At 58.7% G+C, this 19,410-nt stretch carries 16 protein-coding genes, 4 tRNA genes and 1 pseudogene; 8 read left to right on the top strand and 13 right to left on the bottom strand.

Features of this window, described 5'->3' with window-relative positions; all coding sequences use genetic code 11:
• Positions 1–115: 115 nt before the first annotated feature.
• The 7 genes from clpX to HBJ59_RS06965 all read right to left on the bottom strand — a co-directional run bounded on the left by clpX (position 116) and on the right by HBJ59_RS06965 (position 4,436).
• Positions 116–1,399 carry an ATP-dependent Clp protease ATP-binding subunit ClpX gene (gene clpX / locus HBJ59_RS06995; RefSeq protein WP_003207856.1) on the bottom strand — a complete coding sequence of 428 codons (1,284 nt, stop codon included), beginning with the start codon at positions 1,397–1,399 and terminating at the stop codon, positions 116–118.
• A gap of 112 nt (positions 1,400–1,511) precedes the next feature.
• Positions 1,512–2,147, bottom strand: a complete 636-nt coding sequence (gene clpP / locus HBJ59_RS06990; protein ID WP_003174822.1) for an ATP-dependent Clp endopeptidase proteolytic subunit ClpP — start codon at positions 2,145–2,147, stop codon at positions 1,512–1,514.
• Positions 2,148–2,239: 92 nt separating this feature from the next.
• Positions 2,240–3,550 (bottom strand): trigger factor, encoded by a 1,311-nt coding sequence (gene tig / locus HBJ59_RS06985; RefSeq protein WP_076014238.1) that lies wholly within the window; start codon positions 3,548–3,550, stop codon positions 2,240–2,242.
• Positions 3,551–3,952: 402 nt separating this feature from the next.
• Positions 3,953–4,028, bottom strand: a tRNA-His gene (locus HBJ59_RS06980).
• Between the two features lie 83 nt (positions 4,029–4,111).
• Positions 4,112–4,196, bottom strand: a tRNA-Leu gene (locus tag HBJ59_RS06975).
• A 55-nt stretch (positions 4,197–4,251) separates the two neighbouring features.
• Positions 4,252–4,327 (bottom strand) — tRNA-His (locus tag HBJ59_RS06970).
• A gap of 32 nt (positions 4,328–4,359) precedes the next feature.
• Positions 4,360–4,436: transfer RNA gene (locus tag HBJ59_RS06965), tRNA-Arg, on the bottom strand.
• Between the two features lie 230 nt (positions 4,437–4,666).
• Here HBJ59_RS06965 and folD point away from each other — a divergent pair.
• Both folD and pbpG read left to right on the top strand, forming a co-directional pair.
• Positions 4,667–5,521, top strand: coding sequence for a bifunctional methylenetetrahydrofolate dehydrogenase/methenyltetrahydrofolate cyclohydrolase FolD (gene folD / locus HBJ59_RS06960; protein WP_076014239.1), 855 nt, complete (start codon positions 4,667–4,669; stop codon positions 5,519–5,521).
• Positions 5,522–5,730: 209 nt separating this feature from the next.
• Positions 5,731–6,663 (top strand): D-alanyl-D-alanine endopeptidase, encoded by a 933-nt coding sequence (gene pbpG, locus HBJ59_RS06955; protein ID WP_076014240.1) that lies wholly within the window; start codon positions 5,731–5,733, stop codon positions 6,661–6,663.
• Positions 6,664–6,709: 46 nt separating this feature from the next.
• Here pbpG and HBJ59_RS06950 read toward each other — a convergent pair whose 3' ends face one another.
• The gene (locus HBJ59_RS06950; protein WP_167663438.1) at positions 6,710–7,339 is read right to left on the bottom strand and encodes a peptidase C39 family protein; all 630 of its coding nucleotides are present in this window, start codon (positions 7,337–7,339) and stop codon (positions 6,710–6,712) included.
• 262 nt (positions 7,340–7,601) lie between these two features.
• Between HBJ59_RS06950 and HBJ59_RS06945 the strand changes: the two genes are divergently transcribed.
• Positions 7,602–7,763, top strand: a complete 162-nt coding sequence (locus tag HBJ59_RS06945) for a hypothetical protein (RefSeq protein WP_167663083.1) — start codon at positions 7,602–7,604, stop codon at positions 7,761–7,763.
• Positions 7,764–7,767: 4 nt separating this feature from the next.
• Here HBJ59_RS06945 and HBJ59_RS06940 read toward each other — a convergent pair whose 3' ends face one another.
• The gene (locus HBJ59_RS06940; RefSeq protein WP_017476929.1) at positions 7,768–8,178 is read right to left on the bottom strand and encodes a hypothetical protein; all 411 of its coding nucleotides are present in this window, start codon (positions 8,176–8,178) and stop codon (positions 7,768–7,770) included.
• A gap of 216 nt (positions 8,179–8,394) precedes the next feature.
• Between HBJ59_RS06940 and HBJ59_RS06935 the strand changes: the two genes are divergently transcribed.
• From HBJ59_RS06935 to HBJ59_RS06925, 3 genes are read left to right on the top strand one after another with little or no spacing between them, the layout of a single operon-like run.
• The gene (locus HBJ59_RS06935) at positions 8,395–11,616 is read left to right on the top strand and encodes an efflux RND transporter permease subunit (protein ID WP_076014243.1); all 3,222 of its coding nucleotides are present in this window, start codon (positions 8,395–8,397) and stop codon (positions 11,614–11,616) included.
• Positions 11,606–12,772 (top strand): efflux RND transporter periplasmic adaptor subunit, encoded by a 1,167-nt coding sequence (locus HBJ59_RS06930; RefSeq protein WP_076014244.1) that lies wholly within the window; start codon positions 11,606–11,608, stop codon positions 12,770–12,772. The genes HBJ59_RS06935 and HBJ59_RS06930 overlap by 11 nt, the downstream gene beginning before the upstream one ends.
• Positions 12,756–14,192, top strand: a complete 1,437-nt coding sequence (locus HBJ59_RS06925) for an efflux transporter outer membrane subunit (RefSeq protein ID WP_167663082.1) — start codon at positions 12,756–12,758, stop codon at positions 14,190–14,192. The genes HBJ59_RS06930 and HBJ59_RS06925 overlap by 17 nt, the downstream gene beginning before the upstream one ends.
• Positions 14,193–14,422: 230 nt before the next feature.
• Here HBJ59_RS06925 and HBJ59_RS06920 read toward each other — a convergent pair whose 3' ends face one another.
• Positions 14,423–14,803 (bottom strand): hypothetical protein, encoded by a 381-nt coding sequence (locus HBJ59_RS06920; RefSeq protein ID WP_318303910.1) that lies wholly within the window; start codon positions 14,801–14,803, stop codon positions 14,423–14,425.
• A gap of 49 nt (positions 14,804–14,852) precedes the next feature.
• Positions 14,853–15,236, bottom strand: coding sequence for a polymorphic toxin type 44 domain-containing protein (locus tag HBJ59_RS06915; RefSeq protein ID WP_256670787.1), 384 nt, complete (start codon positions 15,234–15,236; stop codon positions 14,853–14,855).
• Positions 15,237–15,666: 430 nt separating this feature from the next.
• Between HBJ59_RS06915 and HBJ59_RS06910 the strand changes: the two genes are divergently transcribed.
• Positions 15,667–15,915 carry a DUF6124 family protein gene (locus HBJ59_RS06910; protein WP_167663080.1) on the top strand — a complete coding sequence of 83 codons (249 nt, stop codon included), beginning with the start codon at positions 15,667–15,669 and terminating at the stop codon, positions 15,913–15,915.
• 21 nt (positions 15,916–15,936) lie between these two features.
• Positions 15,937–16,026: pseudogene (locus HBJ59_RS31410) on the top strand (outer membrane lipoprotein carrier protein LolA); the annotation flags it as partial.
• Positions 16,027–16,044: 18 nt separating this feature from the next.
• On the opposite strand, the gene HBJ59_RS06905 reads toward HBJ59_RS31410, so the two are convergent.
• Positions 16,045–17,328, bottom strand: coding sequence for a Zn-dependent hydrolase (locus HBJ59_RS06905; RefSeq protein ID WP_076014247.1), 1,284 nt, complete (start codon positions 17,326–17,328; stop codon positions 16,045–16,047).
• Positions 17,329–17,507: 179 nt separating this feature from the next.
• Positions 17,508–18,995: an NCS1 family nucleobase:cation symporter-1 gene (locus tag HBJ59_RS06900; protein ID WP_076014248.1), complete on the bottom strand. Its 1,488-nt coding sequence runs from the start codon at positions 18,993–18,995 to the stop codon at positions 17,508–17,510.
• Positions 18,996–19,410 lie beyond the last annotated feature (415 nt).

Raw genomic sequence — 19,410 nt, 5'->3', positions numbered from 1 at the left:
ACCAAGATGGGGGCTGCCTGCAAAAAAAACAAGCGTAATGGCATCAGTTAAACGCAGTAAAAACAAAGGGGCCCGTTAAGGCCCCTTTATTTTGTACAGCTCGGCGGTGCAACGCTTACGCGTCTGGCGCAGCCTTGGCAGCCGGCTCACTGTTTTCGTAGATATACAGTGGCTTGGACTTACCTTCTATAACGCTTTCGTCGATCACCACTTTACTCACCTCGGACTGCGAGGGGATTTCATACATGGTGTCGAGCAGTACGCCTTCGAGGATCGAGCGCAAACCACGGGCGCCGGTCTTGCGCTCCAGTGCCCGCTTGGCCACCGATTTGAGCGCGTCAGCACGGAACTCGAGGTCCACACCTTCCATCTCGAACAGCTTGGCGTATTGCTTGGTCAGGGCGTTTTTCGGCTCGGTGAGGATCTGCATCAACGCAGCCTCATCCAGCTCGTCCAACGTCGCCAGGACCGGCAGACGGCCAACGAATTCCGGGATCAGACCGAACTTGACCAAATCGTCAGGCTCGACTTCACGCAGGGATTCACCGACTTTCTTGCCTTCTTCCTTGCTGCGTACTTCTGCACTGAAGCCAATGCCACCACGGGTGGAACGGTTTTGAATAACCTTTTCCAGACCGGAGAACGCACCGCCACAGATGAACAGGATGTTGCGCGTATCAACCTGAAGGAATTCCTGCTGTGGATGCTTGCGGCCGCCTTGTGGCGGTACGGAAGCAACTGTACCTTCGATCAGTTTCAACAGCGCTTGCTGCACGCCTTCACCGGAAACGTCCCGGGTGATCGACGGGTTGTCGGATTTGCGCGAAATCTTGTCGATTTCATCGATGTAGACAATGCCCATCTGGGCCTTTTCCACGTCGTAATCGCATTTCTGCAGCAACTTCTGAATGATGTTCTCGACATCTTCACCTACGTAACCGGCCTCGGTAAGAGTGGTTGCGTCGGCGATGGTGAAGGGAACGTTCAGCAGGCGAGCCAAGGTTTCTGCAAGCAGGGTTTTACCCGAGCCTGTAGGACCGATCAGCAAGATGTTGCTTTTGCCGAGCTCGACGTCGTCACTTTTCTTGTCACGCTGGTTCAGACGCTTGTAGTGGTTGTACACCGCTACGGCCAGAACCTTCTTTGCACGCTCTTGACCAATCACATACTGATCAAGGATGCCGCTGATTTCTTTAGGCGAAGGCAATTTATGCGCGCTGCTTTCGGCCTGGGCTTCCTGCACCTCCTCACGGATGATGTCATTGCACAGGTCGACGCACTCGTCGCAGATAAAGACCGAGGGGCCGGCAATCAACTTGCGTACTTCATGCTGGCTTTTGCCACAGAAGGAGCAATAGAGCAGCTTGCCGTTGTCCTCGCCGTTGCGGGTGTCAGTCATTCGTTCGATCCAAATCCGATAGGCTTGCAACACAAGATGAAGGCTATTGAGGGCTTTTTCAAGCCCACTGGTGGTCGGACCTGCCGACCAGCCCTATTTTGAGCTGCTTATATTAAGCGGGGCGCTTTTCGATCACTGCGTCGATCAACCCGTATTCACGAGCCGCTTCGGCGCTCATGAAATTGTCACGGTTGGTGTCGCGCTCGATCTCTTCCAGGGTATGCCCGCTATGTTTGGCCATCAGCGTGTTGAGACGCTCACGAATAAAGAGGATTTCCTTGGCATGGATTTCGATGTCCGATGCCTGGCCCTGGAAACCGCCCAGTGGCTGGTGAATCATCACGCGAGAGTTCGGCAGGCAGTAACGCTTGCCCTCAGCACCAGCGGTCAGCAGGAAAGCACCCATGCTGCACGCCTGACCGATACAGGTGGTCGATACGTTCGGCTTGATGAACTGCATGGTGTCGTAGATCGACATGCCAGCCGTTACCGAACCGCCCGGGGAGTTGATGTAGAGATGGATGTCCTTGTCCGGGTTTTCCGCTTCAAGGAACAGCAGCTGCGCACAGATCAGGTTGGCCATGTAGTCCTCTACCGGACCAACCAGAAAGATCACTCGCTCCTTGAGCAGGCGCGAGTAGATGTCATAGGCGCGTTCGCCACGAGCAGATTGCTCGACAACCATCGGGACCAGGCCGCCAGCGGCCTGGATATCAGAGTTCTGCTGAATATACGAATTACGGAACATGCTCTGCAGTTACTCCCAAATAGTCATGTCTTGAATACGCATAAGCCAGCGCGAGGCTGGCTTATGGGTGTATTTTCAAACGAGTTGAGCGATCAGTCGGCTTGTGCTGCTTCAGCCGGCTTGACTGCTTCTTCGTAAGAGACCGCTTTATCGGTCACCTTAGCCTTCTGCAGAACAGTATCCACAACTTGCTCTTCCAGCACAACCGAACGCACTTCGTTCAGCTGCTGGTCGTTCTTGTAGTACCAGGACACAACAGCCTCAGGCTCCTGGTAGGCAGAAGCCATTTCCTGGATCATTTCGCGAACGCGGGTTTCGTCAGGCTTGAGGTCGAATTGCTTGACCACTTCAGCCACGATCAGACCCAGTACAACGCGGCGCTTGGCTTGCTCTTCGAACAGCTCGGCCGGCAGTTGGTCAGGCTTGATGTTGCCACCGAACTGCTGAACAGCCTGCACGCGCAGACGATCAACTTCGTTGGACAGCAGGGCCTTAGGCACTTCGATCGGGTTGGCGGCCAGCAGACCGTCCATCACCTGGTTCTTGACCTTGGATTTGATCGCCTGACGCAGCTCACGCTCCATGTTCTTGCGAACTTCGGTGCGGAAACCTTCGATGCCAGTTTCCTTGATGCCGAACTGGTTGAAGAACTCTTCGTTCAGTTCTGGCAGCTTAGGCTCGGAAACAGTGTTGACGGTCACGGTGAACTCGGCGGCTTTGCCAGCCAGGTCCAGGTTCTGATAGTCAGCCGGGAAAGTCAGGTTCAGAACGCGCTCTTCGCCAGCTTTGGCGCCAACCAGGCCGTCTTCAAAACCAGGGATCATGCGGTTGGAACCCAGCACCAGCTGAGTGCCTTTGGCGGAGCCGCCAGCGAACACTTCGCCGTCAACCTTGCCAACGAAATCGATGTTCAGCTGGTCTTCGTTCTGGGCAGCGCGATCGGCCACTTCAAAACGAGTGTTCTGCTTGCGCAGGATTTCCAGCATGTTGTCCAGATCGGAGTCAGCAACATCAGCGCTCAGGCGCTCGATGGCGATCGAATCGAAACCGGCAACTTCGAATTCAGGGAACACTTCGAAGATTGCAACGTATTCCAGATCCTTGCCTGCTTCCAGGGACTTAGGCTCGATGGAAGGCGAGCCAGCCGGGTTCAGCTTTTGCTCGACAACGGCTTCGTAGAAGGAAGCCTGGATCACGTCACCTACTGCTTCCTGACGTGCATCAGCACCGAAGCGGCGCTTGATTTCGCTCATTGGCACTTTGCCTGGACGGAAACCAGCGATCTTGGCCTTTTGGGCAGTCTGCTGCAGACGCTTGTTGACCTGGGTCTCGATGCGCTCGGCCGGCACGGTGATGCTCATGCGGCGCTCAAGAGCAGAAGTATTTTCAACAGAAACTTGCATGGATATTCCTCGTTGCACAGACGTTAGCTGGCCGTTTCCGACCCCAGAATCAAGGGCATGCATTCTAGTGGGTCAAACTCAAGAAGTCACCCTACTGAAAACGGGTAAAAAAACAGCGGGCAATTTATAGGTACGAATGCACGAGTGCAGCTCGCCCCGGTAGCAAATACATCCCATCACGCCAGGGCTCTGCGCCAACCCTTCTATATATAGAAGCAGCTGCCAATCATCTCCCTGACAACCGACCCTGCGGACAAGGCCAGCGAGCAGTGCGGCATCATCGCGAAACATAAATACGACGAAACGCCCTGCCCTTGCAGCCCAGCACCTGCGACTGCGTTAAAACTCAAACCGCTGAAACAAAAAAGGCGCCAGACTATTAATCTGGCGCCTTTCGAAATATGGGGTGGACGAAGGGGATCGAACCCTCGACAACGGGAGTCACAATCCCGTGCTCTACCAACTGAGCTACGCCCACCATATTGCGTGACCAAAAAGCCCGTCAAAATGGCTATTTGTTGAGCCTCAGGAAAGCCAGCAGGCTTTTCATGAAGCTTTATTTGGTGCGGATGAAGAGACTCGAACTCTTACACCTTGCGGCGCTGGAACCTAAATCCAGTGTGTCTACCAATTCCACCACATCCGCGCTTGAAGCTTTTAAAGCAAAGGCGCCAGACTATTAATCTGGCGCCTTTTAAATATGGGGTGGACGAAGGGGATCGAACCCTCGACAACGGGAGTCACAATCCCGTGCTCTACCAACTGAGCTACGCCCACCATATTGCGCTACTTGTGCCAAAGCTGCCTAATGGCGCACCCGGCAGGACTCGAACCTGCGACCATCCGCTTAGAAGGCGGATGCTCTATCCAGCTGAGCTACGGGCGCCTTATTAATCTGTACTCTTGGAGGATTACAAACTAACCAGTGCTAGGCTGTGCCCGACAAGTGCGACGAATAGTATAGATGCACCCGAAACCCGTCAAATCCTTTTTATAAAAAATTCATTTTATTTAAGGGGTTAGGGGAATTTGCAGACCAAGCGCCTTTGCCCTCGCGCCATGGCATGCGAGAATGCGCGCACTTTTCTTCCCCCTCTCGATGGTTAATCACGCGTAATGACTGCACAACTTATCGACGGCAAATCAATCGCCGCCAGCCTGCGCCAGCAGATCGCCAAACGAGTCGCCGAGCGCAGCCAACAAGGCCTGCGCACGCCGGGCCTCGCGGTGATCCTGGTCGGCAGCGATCCTGCCTCTCAGGTTTATGTCTCGCACAAGCGTAAAGACTGTGAAGAGGTCGGCTTTATCTCAAAAGCCTACGACTTGGATTCCGACACCACCCAGCAGGCCCTCACCGACCTGATCGACAGCCTCAATGACGATCCGGCCATCGACGGCATCCTGCTGCAACTGCCATTGCCCGAGCACCTGGACGCGTCGAAATTGCTTGAACGCATCCGCCCGGACAAAGACGTCGACGGTTTCCACCCTTATAACGTCGGCCGCCTGGCCCAGCGTATTCCGCTGCTGCGCCCGTGCACTCCGAAGGGCATCATGACCCTGCTGGAAAGCACCGGCGTCGATCTGTATGGCCTGGATGCCGTCGTTGTCGGCGCATCGAACATCGTCGGTCGCCCGATGGCCATGGAACTGCTGCTGGCCGGCTGCACCGTGACCGTCACCCACCGTTTCACCAAGGACCTGGCTGGCCACGTTGGCCGCGCCGACCTGGTAGTGGTTGCTGCCGGCAAACCGGGCCTGGTCAAGGGTGAGTGGATCAAGGAAGGCGCCATCGTTATCGACGTAGGCATCAACCGCCAGGACGACGGCAAGCTGGTGGGCGACGTGGTGTACGAAACAGCCCTGCCCCGCGCCGGATGGATCACCCCGGTACCGGGTGGTGTTGGCCCGATGACCCGCGCCTGCCTGCTGGAAAATACCCTGTACGCAGCCGAAACCCTGCACAGCTAATAACCAGCTGCTCTGAAAAAGCCCTGCCTTATCGCAGGGCTTTTTATTGGCCGGATAAAAAGTACTTTTTTCTTAGTTTTTAAGGGCTTTCATCTGTTTTCAGATGAACATTCGACAGTTTCTGATCCATACTCCTAAAATGTAACGGCATTTATCAGAAAGTCCGTGCAAAACGGTATATCCCTACTTTTTTTAGCGAGTTCATCCGCGTGAAAATTCATCTTTCCATCATCAGCCTATTTTTTGCATTTACAGGCACCTTCGCGAACGCCGGCGAAACCACTATGGCCCCCCGCGACATGTCCACCCTGCACATCGCCTCCGGCAGTGCGATGGTGGTAGACCTGCAGACCAACAAAGTCATCTATGCCAGCAACCCGGATGTCATCGTGCCGATCGCCTCAGTCAGCAAACTGATGACCGGCCTGATCGTGCTGGAAGCCAAGCAGAACATGGATGAATACATCGACATCAACATCAAGGACACGCCGGAGATGAAAGGCGTGTTCTCCCGGGTCAAGATCGGCAGCGAGATGCCGCGCAAAGAGATGTTGCTGATTGCCCTGATGTCCTCCGAAAACCGCGCCGCCGCCAGCCTGGCCCACCACTACCCGGGCGGCTACCCGGCCTTTATCGCGGCGATGAACGCCAAGGCCAAGGCGCTGGGCATGACCAGCACCCACTATGTAGAACCCACCGGCCTGTCGATCCACAACGTGTCCACCGCCCGCGACTTGAGCAAGCTGCTGGCCGCCGCGCGCAAATACCCGATGCTCAGCCAGCTGAGTACCACCAAGGAAAAGACCGTCTCGTTCCGCAAGCCCAACTACACCCTGGGTTTCTCCAACACAGACCACCTGATCAACCGCGCCAACTGGGACATCAAGCTGACCAAGACCGGCTTTACCAACCAGGCCGGCCACTGCCTGGTGCTGGTGACCAGCATGGGTAATCGCCCGGTGTCGCTGGTGATCCTGGACGCCTTCGGCAAGTTCACTCACTTTGCCGATGCCAGTCGCATCCGCAGCTGGGTCGAGACCGGCAAGAGTGGCTCGGTGCCGGACGTCGCCTTGCGCTACAAGGCTGACAAGAACCTGAAGAACCGCCCACGGGCAAATGTCCAGGTCACCGAGTCGCGCTGACAGCTAAATAACCCCATAAAAAACGGCGCCCTTGAGCGCCGTTTTTTTATTTGGCCTGACTGGCCAGCGTCTTGACCGCCTGGGCCGCGGCCTGCTCCTGCCCGGCCTGGGCCGTGGCGCTTGCCGCCTGCTGCCAGCGCTGGGCGTCGACCTTGACCGGCAACTGGGTGGGCCGCTGAATCAGTACCGCCCACTTGCCGCCGTCTTTCCACGCCGACTCAAACGCGCTGAAATCCATCGACATGCGTCGCTCCAAGCCCGAACGCAGCAACACCATGCTCTTCTGCTTGTTGTAACCCACCACCACGACATACCGCGGCCCGGCCCAGAAGGTCGCGCCCTGGGTGATACGCGCCATCACCGGGTACCCGGCCGCGACCTGTGCCAGCAGCGCCGGCAGTTGATCTTCCAGCGGGTACACCAGCATCCCGTATTCACGGGCCAACACCTGCATGTTGCGCTCAAGGTCCGCTTCGGCGCCCGGCAGATGCAGAGGCTTATCCAATAGGCCCGGTGTAATCACAATGCCTTGTTGGGACAGCATGCTGGCCAGAGCGGCCGGGCCACCGAGGTAAGTCTCGCCGCGAAACGCCGGCACGCCCTTCAGCTCGACGCTCTCCGGCAAGCCCGGGATGCTCGTGGGTTTAGGGTGCGAGGTGCAGGCCGCCAGCCCCATGAAACAGGCTGCGACCCACCAGGAGGTTTTAATGTTCAAGGGAAACCGCAACTTCTTCACTCACTTGATCAACTGCCGACGTGGGCCCTGATCATAGGACGCTCAGGGGCGCGGGTATAGCCTTGTACCGCAGTAAAGGGCCCGCCATAGAGCAAACAAGTTGGATGCACACGACCATTGGTCAATAGCAGGCAACCTGCGGATAGCTAGACTGTCCATTGAGAAGACAGTGTGTGCCCCGTACCGGGCAAAGGAGGCACTTATGAGCCTGACAACAACGATTCTACTTTTGATCTGTGGCTGGCTGGCCGTCGCCGCCGCCATGCTTTGGGGCGTGATGCGCGTAACCCGCCGGCACCATCACCCACAGGTAAAACCCGCAGCGCCCGACAAACTGCACAAACCTGCCGGGCACCACGCCTGACGCCTTAGCCAGGCATGCAACTGAAGTCATCGGTCTGCGCCAATTCCTTGCCGTGGCTATCCTTTAACTCGGCACGCACCGTGGTACCCAGACTGGATTCCACCAAGGTGTAATGTTCACCGGCCTTGAAGTTGCCGTACGTGACATGCCCGCGACAATCCTGCTGGTTGTCATCCCCCGCCTCTTCTTCAAACAACGTGACATCCAGGCGATGGGCGCCAGGTTTCACTTCGAAGTAGCGGCCATCATTAATGTTTTTACCGTCTACCCGCTCGGCCATCAGGTCGTTGGGCGCCTCCTCTTGCAGGCCGATCCAGGCTTCGCTCGGGTCCGCCTTCGGCATCGGGCCGGCACACGCCGACAACAGCAGGACCGCACTCAAGGCCGGGATCAACAACAAGGGTTTAAGAGACATGGCAGAACTCCAAATGGATAAAGAGTGAAGGGGCAAAACAGCTCCCGTTCGATCGGTATCCAGCTTGGTACTGTCACCATTATTGAACAAATGAATACATATGAAAGGATCTTCAGCCGTTAACTAAATCTTCCTTCACCTGGCTGAAAGGTGCGTGTTAGGTGGGTCGGGCAAGACTGCCGGGGTTTGCAATCCCACTCCTTTGGAGGTTACGGCATGCTCGGGCTGGTAAAGACCGCACTGCTCAAGCCCTACACGTTTATCGTGCTGGCAATATTCATCTGCATCATTGGGCCCATGGCGGCCTTGCGTACCCCCACTGACGTATTTCCCGACATTGGCATCCCCGTCGTCGCGGTGGTTTGGCAGTACAACGGCCTGTCCCCGGACGCCATGGCCGGTCGCGTGATCTACACCTACGAACGCTCCCTGAGTACCACCGTCAACGACATCGAACACATTGAATCGCAGTCGTTACCCGGCATGGGCATCGTGAAGATTTTCTTCCAGCCCGGCGTGGATATCCGCACCGCCAACGCCCAGGTAACAGCGGTGTCACAAACCGTGCTCAAGCAGATGCCACCGGGCATCACCCCACCGCTGATCCTCAACTACAGCGCCTCGACGGTGCCGATCCTGCAGATGGCGTTCTCCAGCCCCAGCCTGTCGGAAGCGAAAATCCGCGACCTGGTGCAGAACAATATCCGCCTGCCCCTGAGTGCCCTGCCCGGCCTGGCCATGCCCACGCCAATGGGCGGCAAGCAACGCCAGATCACCCTCGATCTCGACCCGCAGGCGCTGGCCGCCAAAGGGTTGTCAGCACAGGACGTGGGCAACGCTCTCGCCTTGCAGAACCAGATCATCCCGGTGGGTACCGCCAAACTCGGCCCCAACGAATACACGATCTTGCTCAACAACAGCCCCAAGGCGATTGACGAGCTCAACGACCTGCCGATCAAGACGGTCGACGGTGCGATCATCACCATCGGCCAGGTGGCCCACGTGCGTGACGGCTCGCCGCCGCAGACCAACATCGTGCGCGTTGACGGCCACCGTGCGGTGCTGATGCCGGCCCTGAAAAACGGCAGCATCTCCACCCTGTCGATTATCGACGGCATCCGCCAGATGCTGCCGCGCATCAATGAAACGTTGCCGCCTTCTCTGAAGACCTCACTGCTCGGCGACGCCTCGGTGTTCGTCAAACAGTCGGTGGGCAGCGTGGCCCAGGAAGGCATCATCGCGGCGTTGCTGACCAGCGCAATGATCCTGCTGTTCCTCGGCAGCTGGCGCTCGACCATCATCATCGCCGCGTCGATTCCTCTGGCGGTGCTCTCGGCGATCGCATTGCTTGCAGCCACCGGGCAAACCCTCAACGTCATGACCCTCGGCGGGCTGGCGTTGGCGGTGGGGATTCTGGTGGACGACGCCACGGTGACCATCGAGAACATCAACTGGCACCTGGAACAAGGCAAGGCGGTGAAAGACGCGATCCTCGACGGCGCCAAGCAGATTGTCGGCCCGGCGTTCGTGTCCCTGCTGTGTATCTGCATCGTGTTCGTGCCGATGTTCATGCTGCAAGGCATCGCCGGTTATCTGTTCCGCCCGATGGCGTTGGCGGTGATCTTCGCCATGGCCAGCTCGTTCATTCTGTCGCGAACGTTGGTGCCGACCCTGGCGATGTTCCTGCTCAAGCCGCACGTGCCGGAGCAAGGCCAGGGCCATCACCCGGAAGATGAATTCATCAACCATCACGAGGGCGACCAGCACAAACCCCAGCGCAACGCCGTGCTGCAATCGGTGCTGAATTTCCAGCAGGGTTTCGAGCGTCACTTCTCCAACGTGCGCGACGTCTACCACAGCCTGCTGACCCTGGCCCTGGGTGCTCGCAAGCGTTTCATCGTCGGCTTCCTGGCCTGCATTCTTGCCTCGTTCCTGCTGCTGCCAAGCCTGGGCCAGGACTTCTTCCCGGCCACCGACGCCGGGGCCATGGCCCTGCATGTGCGCTTGCCGCTGGGCACGCGGATCGAAGAAAGCGCCGCAGCGTTTGACCGGATCGAAGCGCGGATTCGCGAGATCGTTCCGGCCGACGAACTAGACACTATCGTCGACAACATCGGCATTCCGCTGAGCGGCATCGACATGGCCTACAGCAGCAGCGGCACCATCGGCCCACAGGACGGTGATATCCAGGTCACCCTGAAAAAAGACCACGCGCCAACTGCTGACTACGTGAAAAAGCTGCGTGAAGCCCTGCCCGAAAGTTTCCCCGGCAGCCAGTTCGCCTTCCTGCCGGCCGACATCAGCAGCCAGATCCTCAACTTCGGTTCACCGGCCCCGCTGGATGTGAAAATCTCCGGGCGCAGCGATGAAGAAAACCGCGCCTACGCCGTGGAACTGGAACGTCGCCTGAAACATGTACCGGGCATTGCCGACCTGCGTATCCAGCAGTCCACCGGCTACCCGTCACTGCAAGTCAACGTAGACCGGATGCGCGCCAACGGCCTGGGCATCACCGAGCGCGACGTGACCAACAGCATGGTTGCGTCCCTGGCCGGCAGCTCGCAAACCGCACCAACGTTCTGGCTGAACCCGGCCAATGGCGTGTCGTATTCGATCGTGGCTGCCACCCCGCAGTATCGCCTCGACAGCCTGCCGTCCCTGGAAGCGCTGCCGGTGACCGGTGCCGATGGGCAGTCGCAAATCCTCGGCGGCGTGGCGACGATTTCACGGGTACAAAGCCCGGCGGTGGTGACCCACTACAACATCGAACCGACCCTGGACCTGTACGCCAACGTGCAGGGCCGCGACCTCGGCGGCGTCGCCAGCGATGTGCAAAAGGTGCTGAATGACATGGCCCCGATGCGCCCCAAAGGCGCGACCATCAGCCTGCACGGGCAGATCGATGCGCTGCATGAAGCGTTCAACGGCTTGAGCTTCGGCCTGCTCGGCGCAGTGGTGCTGATCTACCTGCTGATCGTGGTCAACTTCCAGTCCTGGACTGACCCGTTCGTGATCATCACCGCGCTGCCGGCGGCCCTCGCGGGCATCGTGTGGATGCTGTTCCTCAGCGGCACCTCGCTGTCGGTGCCCGCACTCACGGGGGCCATCCTCTGTATGGGCGTGGCCACCGCCAACTCGATCCTGGTGGTGAGTTTCTGCCGAGAGCGCCTGGCCGAACATGGCGACGCACTCAAGGCCGCACTGGAAGCCGGCTACACACGTTTCCGCCCGGTGTGCATGACCGCTCTGGCGATGATCATCGGCATGTTGCCGCTGGCCTTGTCCGAAGAACAAAACGCGCCGCTGGGACGTGCCGTGATCGGCGGCCTGATCCTCGCCACCACTGCCACTTTGCTGTTTGTACCCGTGGTCTTCAGTTTGGTCCACGGTCGTCACCCTACTCGCGCTGCTGCTGGAGAAACCCCACATGTCGTCTGATCACAAACCCTCGCGCAAGCGTCTGATGTTCATGGGTGTCGGCGGCCTGACACTGGCTGCCCTGTTGGTCGCCAACGGCCTGCACGCCCGTACGATGCATGAAAAATCCGTCACCGCCTGGACCGAAACCGCCGCAGTGCCGCAGGTGCTGGTGTTCCAGCCGAAGCAGAACGCGGCCGGCGACACCCTGCGCCTGCCCGCACACCTGGAAGCCTGGAGCAAGGCACCGATTCATGCGCGGGTCAGCGGTTATCTCAAAGACTGGAAGGTCGACATCGGCACCCAGGTCAAGGCCGGGCAAATCCTCGCCGAGATCGACAGCCCCGACCTCGACCAGCAAGTGGCACAAACCCACGCGCGCATGGTGCAGGAACAGGCCAACGCACGACTGGCGGAAACCACCGCCACCCGTTGGAAAAACCTGCTGGACAGCCATTCGGTATCGCGCCAGGAGGCCGATGAAAAAACCTCCAACGCCCTGGCTGCCAAGGCCAATGCCCAGGCAGCAGAGGCAGACTATGCGCGGCTGTCGGCCCTGGAAGACTACAAGACCATCCGCGCGCCGTTCGCTGGCGTAATCACCGCGCGTAATACCGACATCGGCCAATTGATCAAGGCCGACAGCGACAGCGATCCGGAACTGTTCGACATCGCCGACACCCACCAACTGCGGCTCTATGTGCCGGTGCCGCAGAACTATGCGGCGGTGATTCATCCCGGATTGGCCGCCCAACTGACGGTACCCGAGCACCCCGGCGAACACTTCAGCGCGAAGCTGATGGGCGACTCCACCGCCATCGACCGACGCTCCGGCACCCTGCTCGCGCAGTTCGTGGCAGACAATCCGGACGGCAAGTTGCTGCCCGGCGACTACGCCGAAGCCACCCTGGCGATTCCGGCAGACACCCATGGTGTGAGCATCCCGGCCAGCGCCCTGATCTTCCGCGCCCAAGGCACCCAGGTCGCGGTTCTGGACGCCAAGAACCATGTGCACCTGCAAGACATCCACATCGGCCTCGACCTCGGCGAACGCCTGGTCATCGATCAAGGCCTGAAACCCGCCGATCGCGTAGTCGACAACCCGCCCGACGCCCTGCGCGAAGGCGACGCCGTGCAACTGGCCGACGCCGGAGGTGCCCATGCACCCAAGGCTTAAACCCCTCGCAGCCTTGGTGTTGCTGGCGCTGCACGGTTGCTCGTTGGCGCCCACCTACAAGGCACCGACCATTGACCTGCCGGCCAAATACCGCGAACAGACCAGCGACGGTCCGTGGCACAGCGCACAACCCTCCGACCAACTGGCGCCGAAGTGGTGGCAGCTTTACCAGGACCAGCGCTTGAACGGCCTGCAGGAACAACTGCTCAAGGCCAACCCGGACCTGGCGGCGGCGCTGGCGCATTTCGATGCGTCCCAGGCGTATGCCAGCCAGTTGCATGCCGGATTGTTCCCGCAAATCACCGCCAGCGCACAGCCGTTGCGTCAGCGCCAATCGGACTCCCGGCCGCTGCGGGGCGATACCCAGCCTTCGGTGTACAACAGCAACACGGCAGGGTTTTCACTGAGTTTTGACCTGGATCTGTGGGGCAAAATCCGCAACCAAGTGGCGGCTGGCGATGCGCAGGCCCAAGCCTCCGGGGATGATTTGGCGGTGGCACGCCTGAGCTTGCAGCATCAGTTGGCGACGCTGTACGTGCAGCTCAACGGGCTGGATGCGCAGAGCCGGATTCTCAGCAGTTCGCTGGATGATTTTGGCCAGGCGCTGCAACTGACCCGCAGCCGGTATGAAGGACAGATCGCCTCGGAACTCGACCTGACCCGCGCACAGAATCAGCTGGCTGAAGCCGAGGCCCAGCTTGACGATGTACGCGGTCAGCGCAATCTCACCGAGCATGCGATTGGTGAATTGGTGGGTGTGTCGGCCAGTGAATTCCAGCTGCCGCCGAGCCGGCAATTGATTGCGTTGCCGGGGATTCCGCAACAGCTGCCGAGCCATCTGCTGCAACGCCGGCCGGATATTGCGGCGGCGGAGCGACGGGTGTTTGCGGCCAACGCGAATATCGGCGTGGCAAAGGCCGCGTGGTATCCGGATTTCAGTTTGACCGGGTTGATTGGCGGGCAGACCCAAGGCGTCGGCAACCTGTTCTCGGCGGCCAATCGGTACTGGGCGCTGGGGCCCTTGGTCAACCTGCCGATCTTTGATGGCGGACGGCTGAGCGCCAATGAACGCCAGGCCAAGGCGGAGTTTGAAGAGGCTTCGGCGCACTATCGTAGCCAGGTGTTAAGAGCCGTGCGTGAGGTGGAAGACAACCTTGGGCAACTGCGTGATTTGCAGCAGGAGGCGATGGATGAACAGGCCGCCGCGAATGCTGCGGAGCACACCCAAGCGCTGGCGATGAACAGTTATCAGGCAGGGGCTGTGAGTTACCTAGATGTGGTGACGGCACAGACCGCGGCGTTGCAGGCACAGCGCACGTTGCAAGCGGTGCAGACACGGCAGTTGCAGGCGAGTGTGAGTTTGGTGACAGCACTCGGCGGCGGTTGGAAGCCTGACACAAATCTCGAGCCCACTGGATGATCGTTCCCACGCTCTGCGTGGGAATGCCGCCTCGGACGCTCTGCGTCCAACTGGCGATGCAAGGTTAAAGTCATGCGCAGTGGTGACGCAGAGCGTCACGGGATGCATTCCCACGCAGAGCGTGGGAACGATCGCACCTGTCTCAAGAACGACAGTGATCAAATGTGGGAGCGGGCTTGCTCGCGAAGGCGGTGGGTCAGTCAAACATCTAGACTGAGCCACCGCCAATTTCAATCTTCCGGCCGACTATTCAGAAAAACGCTCACCGCTGTGTAGTCACTGCCATTGGCATGTCGATATAGCGTACTGCTGTGATAGTCGGATACGTCCCCCGCCACCGACACAGTGATGGTACGGCCCTGAACATCGACTTTTGCCGATGCGTCACGCGTAATTAAAAATGGACTGGCATCCCTCAACGCAGCCAATACTTCACTGTCGTCCTCCAAGGTGCGGTAAACGTAATATCGATAGCTGAACGGAACAGTTGACCCTCCACGGTCATCCTTGACGCCATAGATGGCCCCGTCAGTGCCAAGTGGCACTCTCATTACAACTTCTGTCAATTGCGGGCGACCCGGCGAAAGCAGCCAATCACCGCCGATATACACCAGGCAACACGCCAATAGGATAGTAGTGACAACTGAATAAACTGACTTTCTAGTAGTCCCTGAACCTGGCATACCTGATTCCTTCCTTGATCCAATATTGGTCGACCGGATCATCACCGAAAGGTGCCTCTCCCCACCAACGGCCGAACTCGGGTTTATCCGTGCCCGCTCTGCTTTGAGCAAGCCCCGCTGCGCGCAAAAGCACTTCTTCGCTGAAACCAGCAGCTGTCCCCACGGCGCCATAATGAAAGTTTCCAAAGGCTTCATATTCTTTAGAAATCTTCTTGTAGTCCCAAGGACCGCGATTGCGGACCTGAGTATAAAACCAAGAGTACATAAACGCGGAACCAGCCTTCAGCACATTCTTTTTGTGGAACGCGGCGGCCATATTTTCGTCGAGCGATACGCCGGGTGGTGGCATAGGGTTCGCCATCAAATGCTTCCTCTGCATTAGGTTTTTGCGTGACGGAACCTAACACTGGAAGCCCGAAATAATGAGCGGTACGAAGAACAAAAGAGACTTCGTACATAGGTGCAGGACATGCCTTACAACCCATCCTCGAAGCGACATATTTCCTACATTTCTTTCGGGTTGCTGGTCGGAACGGGCACCACTAGTCTTCGCCAGTCGCTGCCAATTCAGCGACCGGACGTGAGAAATCCGAAGACTCCATTGGCGCAAAAGCGCCCTCCGTATACAGTGCAGGCGCTTTTTCTGTGCTCGCTGTTATGGCGGCTGTGCGCGGGCACGCTTCGGCGTGGCCAAGCTCCTGGGGTCTTGGTTTTCTCACTCCGCGTACAGCTGCCACCTTCGTTCGTGAGAAAAACCTGGTGGTAGTCTCTAACTCTCCAGGAACTGCATCATGATCAAAGACAGTCCAAATCCTCCTTCCGATTCGAACCTGCTCTTCACCCTCCGCCCTGGTCTCGATACCGAAACCCTGCTGCTTAATGCCTCTCAGGATCTGGAATCCATCAATGCCATCGCCGCGCACTTGGCCTTTGAGGTTGATGGTTCACAGCGCAGTGTGGTGCTGGGGATGTGTCGGATGCTGGAGGGCGTGCAGTTGCTTGTAGATCGGGTGGTGGATGCGACGGTAGCCGTGCGCTGACCCATAACTGTAGGAGCGAGCTTGCTCGCGAAAAACGTCAACGATTACGCGTACAGCCTTGATGTACGCGGCGCCCTCAGGTTTTTCGCGAGCAAGCTCGCTCCTACAGTAGGTTTCTAGGGCCGTGATTTATGCAGCCAGTTTGCCGCTGGCAATCGCCACCGACGCCGCCACCATCGCCCTCAGCAACACCGCACAGCCCGCCGCCAGATCATCCGGCGCGGCGTTCTCGATTTCGTTATGGCTGATGCCACCTTCACATGGCACAAAGATCATCCCCGCCGGCCCCAGCTCTGCGACGAAAATTGCGTCATGCCCTGCCCCGCTCACAATGTCCATGTTCGACAACCCCAACCCATTGGCCGCATCACGCACGGCATCCACGCAGCCTTTGTCGAAGTACAGCGGCGGGAAGTCAGCTGTGGGTGTCATCTCGAACGTGAGGCCGTGCTTGGCGCAGGTCTCGTCGATTACCTTGCGCACCTGGGCGATCATCGAATCCAGTCGTGCCGGTTCCAGATGACGGAAATCCAGGGTCATGCGCACTTCGCCAGGAATGACGTTGCGTGAACCGGGATACGCTTGCAGGCAACCGACGGTGCCACAGGCGTGAGGCTGATGACCCAACGCAGCCGCATTGACGGCGGCGACCACAGCAGCAGCGCCTACCAATGCGTCTTTACGCAGGTGCATGGGCGTTGGGCCGGCGTGCGCCTCGACACCGCGTAATTTCAGGTCGAACCATTTCTGGCCAAGGGCGCCCAGCACTACGCCGATGGTTTTCTTTTCATCCTCAAGAATCGGGCCTTGTTCGATATGCGCTTCGAAATATGCGCCGACCTTGTGCCCGCTCACTGGCCGCGTACCGGCATAACCAATAGCATTCAGCGCATCGCCCACGGTCACGCCGTCGGCATCCGTCTTGGCCAGCGTATCGGCCAGGGTGAATTTCTCGGCAAACACCCCGGACCCCATCATGCATGGCGGAAAGCGCGAGCCTTCTTCGTTGGTCCACACCACCACTTCCAGCGGCGCTTCGGTTTCCACTTTCAGGTCATTGAGGGTTCGCAGCACTTCCACTCCCGCCAACACCCCAAAACAACCATCAAACTTGCCGCCGGTGGGTTGGGTGTCGATATGGCTGCCGGTCATCACCGGCGGCAACTTGGGATTACGCCCCGGCCGGCGGGCGAAGATATTGCCGACGCCATCGATGGTCACGGTACAGCCCGCCTCCTCGCACCACTTCACAAACAGGTCGCGGGCCTGGCGATCGAGGTCGGTCAGGGCCAGGCGGCAGACGCCGCCCTTGGGGGTGGCGCCGAGCTTGGCGAGTTCCATCAGGGACAGCCACAGGCGATCGCGGTTGATGTGCTGATGGGTGGATTGCAGAACGTCTATGGCAGCGTTCATGGGGATCTCCTCAGACAGTAATTCTTATGAATTTGACCAGGCTCTCACTGGCGGACTGCGATCAAAAATGTGGGAGCGGGCTTGCTCGCGAATACGGTGTGTCAGTCGCCAGATGTGTTAGCTGAACCACCGCCTTCGCGAGCAAGCCCGCTCCCACATTTGATCGCATTGCACATCGATTAGAGCGGTGTTTTCACGGCGACCACGCGAGCCCCGCGCTTCATGCACAGGGCGTAATACAGCAACCCGCCGAGTGCCGAACCGGTGAACCAGCCATAGCTGTAGAACCAACTGAACGCGTCGCTGCCCAAGGACAACAGCGTCAGCACCACCGGCACGCCAAACGCCAGGAAGCCATGCCAGTTCCACGCCGGGTACACGTCATCGCGGTACAAGCCGGCAAGGTCCAGTTGCTGTTTCTTGATGATGAAATAGTCCACCACCATGATCCCGGCAATCGGCCCCAGCAGGCTTGAGTAACCCAGCAGCCAGTTGGAGTAGACGGTTTCCAGGCTCACGTCGGAGATGATCAGCCCGAGCTTTTTCAGCAGTTCATGGGCCATCAGCGCCAGGCCCACCAAGCCGGTAAGGACCACCGCCGTGGTGCGGTTGATCAGCTTGGGCGCGATGTTCTGGAAGTCGTTGGTGGGCGACACGATGTTCGCCGCGGTGTTGGTGGACAAGGTGGCGATGATGATCAGCGCCATGGCCACGGCTACCCACACCGGGCTCTGGATATGGCCGATCAGGGTCACCGGGTCGGAGACGCTGACGCCCACCAGTTTCACCGAGGCAGCGGTCATGATCACGCCGAGGGCGGCGAACAGGAACATGGTCAGCGGCAGGCCGAAAATCTGCCCGAGTATCTGGTCTTTCTGGCTCTTGGCGTAGCGGCTGAAGTCGGGAATGTTCAACGACAAGGTGGCCCAGAAACCCACCATCGCCGTCAGGCCCGCCATGAAGTAGCCGGTGAGGCTGGCGCCTTCGGGACGCTTGGGCGGGATCGCCATCAACTCGGTCAGCGACACATTCGGCAGCGCCCATACCAGCAGCCCGATGCCCACGGCCACCAGCAGCGGTGCCGACAGGGTTTCCAGCCATTTGATCGACTCTGCGCCGCGCAATACCACCCATAGGTTCAGCGTCCAGAAGATCATGAAGCCGATCACTTCACCGGTGCCGCCGAGGGACTTCCAACCCTCGAAAATCGAGCCCAGGAACAGGTGAATCGCCAACCCGCCAAACATCGTCTGGATGCCGAACCAGCCGCACGCCACCAGGGCGCGAATCAGGCACGGCACGTTGGAGCCAAGTACGCCGAAGGACGAGCGCAGCAACACCGGGAACGGAATACCGTACTTGGTACCGGGGAAGGCGTTGAGGGTCAGCGGAATCAGCACCACGATATTGGCCAGCAGGATCGCCATCAGCGCCTCGCCCACCGACAACCCGAAGTACGCGGTGAGCACGCCGCCCAGGGTGTAGGTCGGCACGCACACCGACATGCCGATCCACAGCGCGGTGATGTGCCACTTGTTCCAGGTACGCTCGTGCACCTTGGTCGGTGCCATATCGTGGTTGTAGCGGGGGCTGTCGAGGACGTCGGGGCCGGCGTCGAGTTCGTACAGGCCGTTGCGCTCAATGACTTGCGATCTGTTCTGTTGCATGGCCGCTCCACGGTTTTTTCGAATTATTTTTGCTCACCCCGTGACGTGCACGGGATGGCCGGAGTACCTCGTTGACAACATGACATCCGGGACCCGGCCAACCGCCACCGCACTCAATAACCGTGCCGTAAACCGTTGCCCTTCCCGCACCGCTTATATAACTCGCTGATGTTTATCAGCTTTATTGTGTCGACCGAAGAGCCCCTCGTTACTTTCAGCGTTACTCAGGCCAAATAACGCAGAAGCTGTCCGAACCATCAGGACTCAATCTGGTGCAACACAATTATTTTTATTTACCGGCCCCGTCAAGAGGCATGTCTCAAGCGTCTGATTTGCAATAAGAAATGTTGCTCATATTTGGAACCTGTCAAGTGCGTCAAAATGGTGAGAGGCCGCTACATTTTGGTGATTTTGA

Source organism: Pseudomonas sp. AN3A02 (genome assembly GCF_011765255.1).
In the GTDB taxonomy this organism is placed as follows: Bacteria; Pseudomonadota; Gammaproteobacteria; order Pseudomonadales; family Pseudomonadaceae; genus Aquipseudomonas.
This window is presented reverse-complemented; position numbering and strand designations above follow the sequence as displayed.

What these genes read in the sequence shown, in the direction of transcription:
- clpX (WP_003207856.1), bottom strand. Translation starts at nt 1,399, where the DNA reads ATGACTGACACCCGCAACGGCGAGGACAACGGCAAGCTGCTCTATTGC.
- clpP (WP_003174822.1), bottom strand. Translation starts at nt 2,147, where the DNA reads ATGTTCCGTAATTCGTATATTCAGCAGAACTCTGATATCCAGGCCGCT.
- tig (WP_076014238.1), bottom strand. Translation starts at nt 3,550, where the DNA reads ATGCAAGTTTCTGTTGAAAATACTTCTGCTCTTGAGCGCCGCATGAGC.
- folD (WP_076014239.1), top strand. Translation starts at nt 4,667, where the DNA reads ATGACTGCACAACTTATCGACGGCAAATCAATCGCCGCCAGCCTGCGC.
- HBJ59_RS06950 (WP_167663438.1), bottom strand. Translation starts at nt 7,339, where the DNA reads ATGGGGCTGGCGGCCTGCACCTCGCACCCTAAACCCACGAGCATCCCG.
- HBJ59_RS06945 (WP_167663083.1), top strand. Translation starts at nt 7,602, where the DNA reads ATGAGCCTGACAACAACGATTCTACTTTTGATCTGTGGCTGGCTGGCC.
- HBJ59_RS06940 (WP_017476929.1), bottom strand. Translation starts at nt 8,178, where the DNA reads ATGTCTCTTAAACCCTTGTTGTTGATCCCGGCCTTGAGTGCGGTCCTG.
- HBJ59_RS06935 (WP_076014243.1), top strand. Translation starts at nt 8,395, where the DNA reads ATGCTCGGGCTGGTAAAGACCGCACTGCTCAAGCCCTACACGTTTATC.
- HBJ59_RS06930 (WP_076014244.1), top strand. Translation starts at nt 11,606, where the DNA reads ATGTCGTCTGATCACAAACCCTCGCGCAAGCGTCTGATGTTCATGGGT.
- HBJ59_RS06925 (WP_167663082.1), top strand. Translation starts at nt 12,756, where the DNA reads ATGCACCCAAGGCTTAAACCCCTCGCAGCCTTGGTGTTGCTGGCGCTG.
- HBJ59_RS06915 (WP_256670787.1), bottom strand. Translation starts at nt 15,236, where the DNA reads ATGGCGAACCCTATGCCACCACCCGGCGTATCGCTCGACGAAAATATG.
- HBJ59_RS06910 (WP_167663080.1), top strand. Translation starts at nt 15,667, where the DNA reads ATGATCAAAGACAGTCCAAATCCTCCTTCCGATTCGAACCTGCTCTTC.
- HBJ59_RS06905 (WP_076014247.1), bottom strand. Translation starts at nt 17,328, where the DNA reads ATGAACGCTGCCATAGACGTTCTGCAATCCACCCATCAGCACATCAAC.
- HBJ59_RS06900 (WP_076014248.1), bottom strand. Translation starts at nt 18,995, where the DNA reads ATGCAACAGAACAGATCGCAAGTCATTGAGCGCAACGGCCTGTACGAA.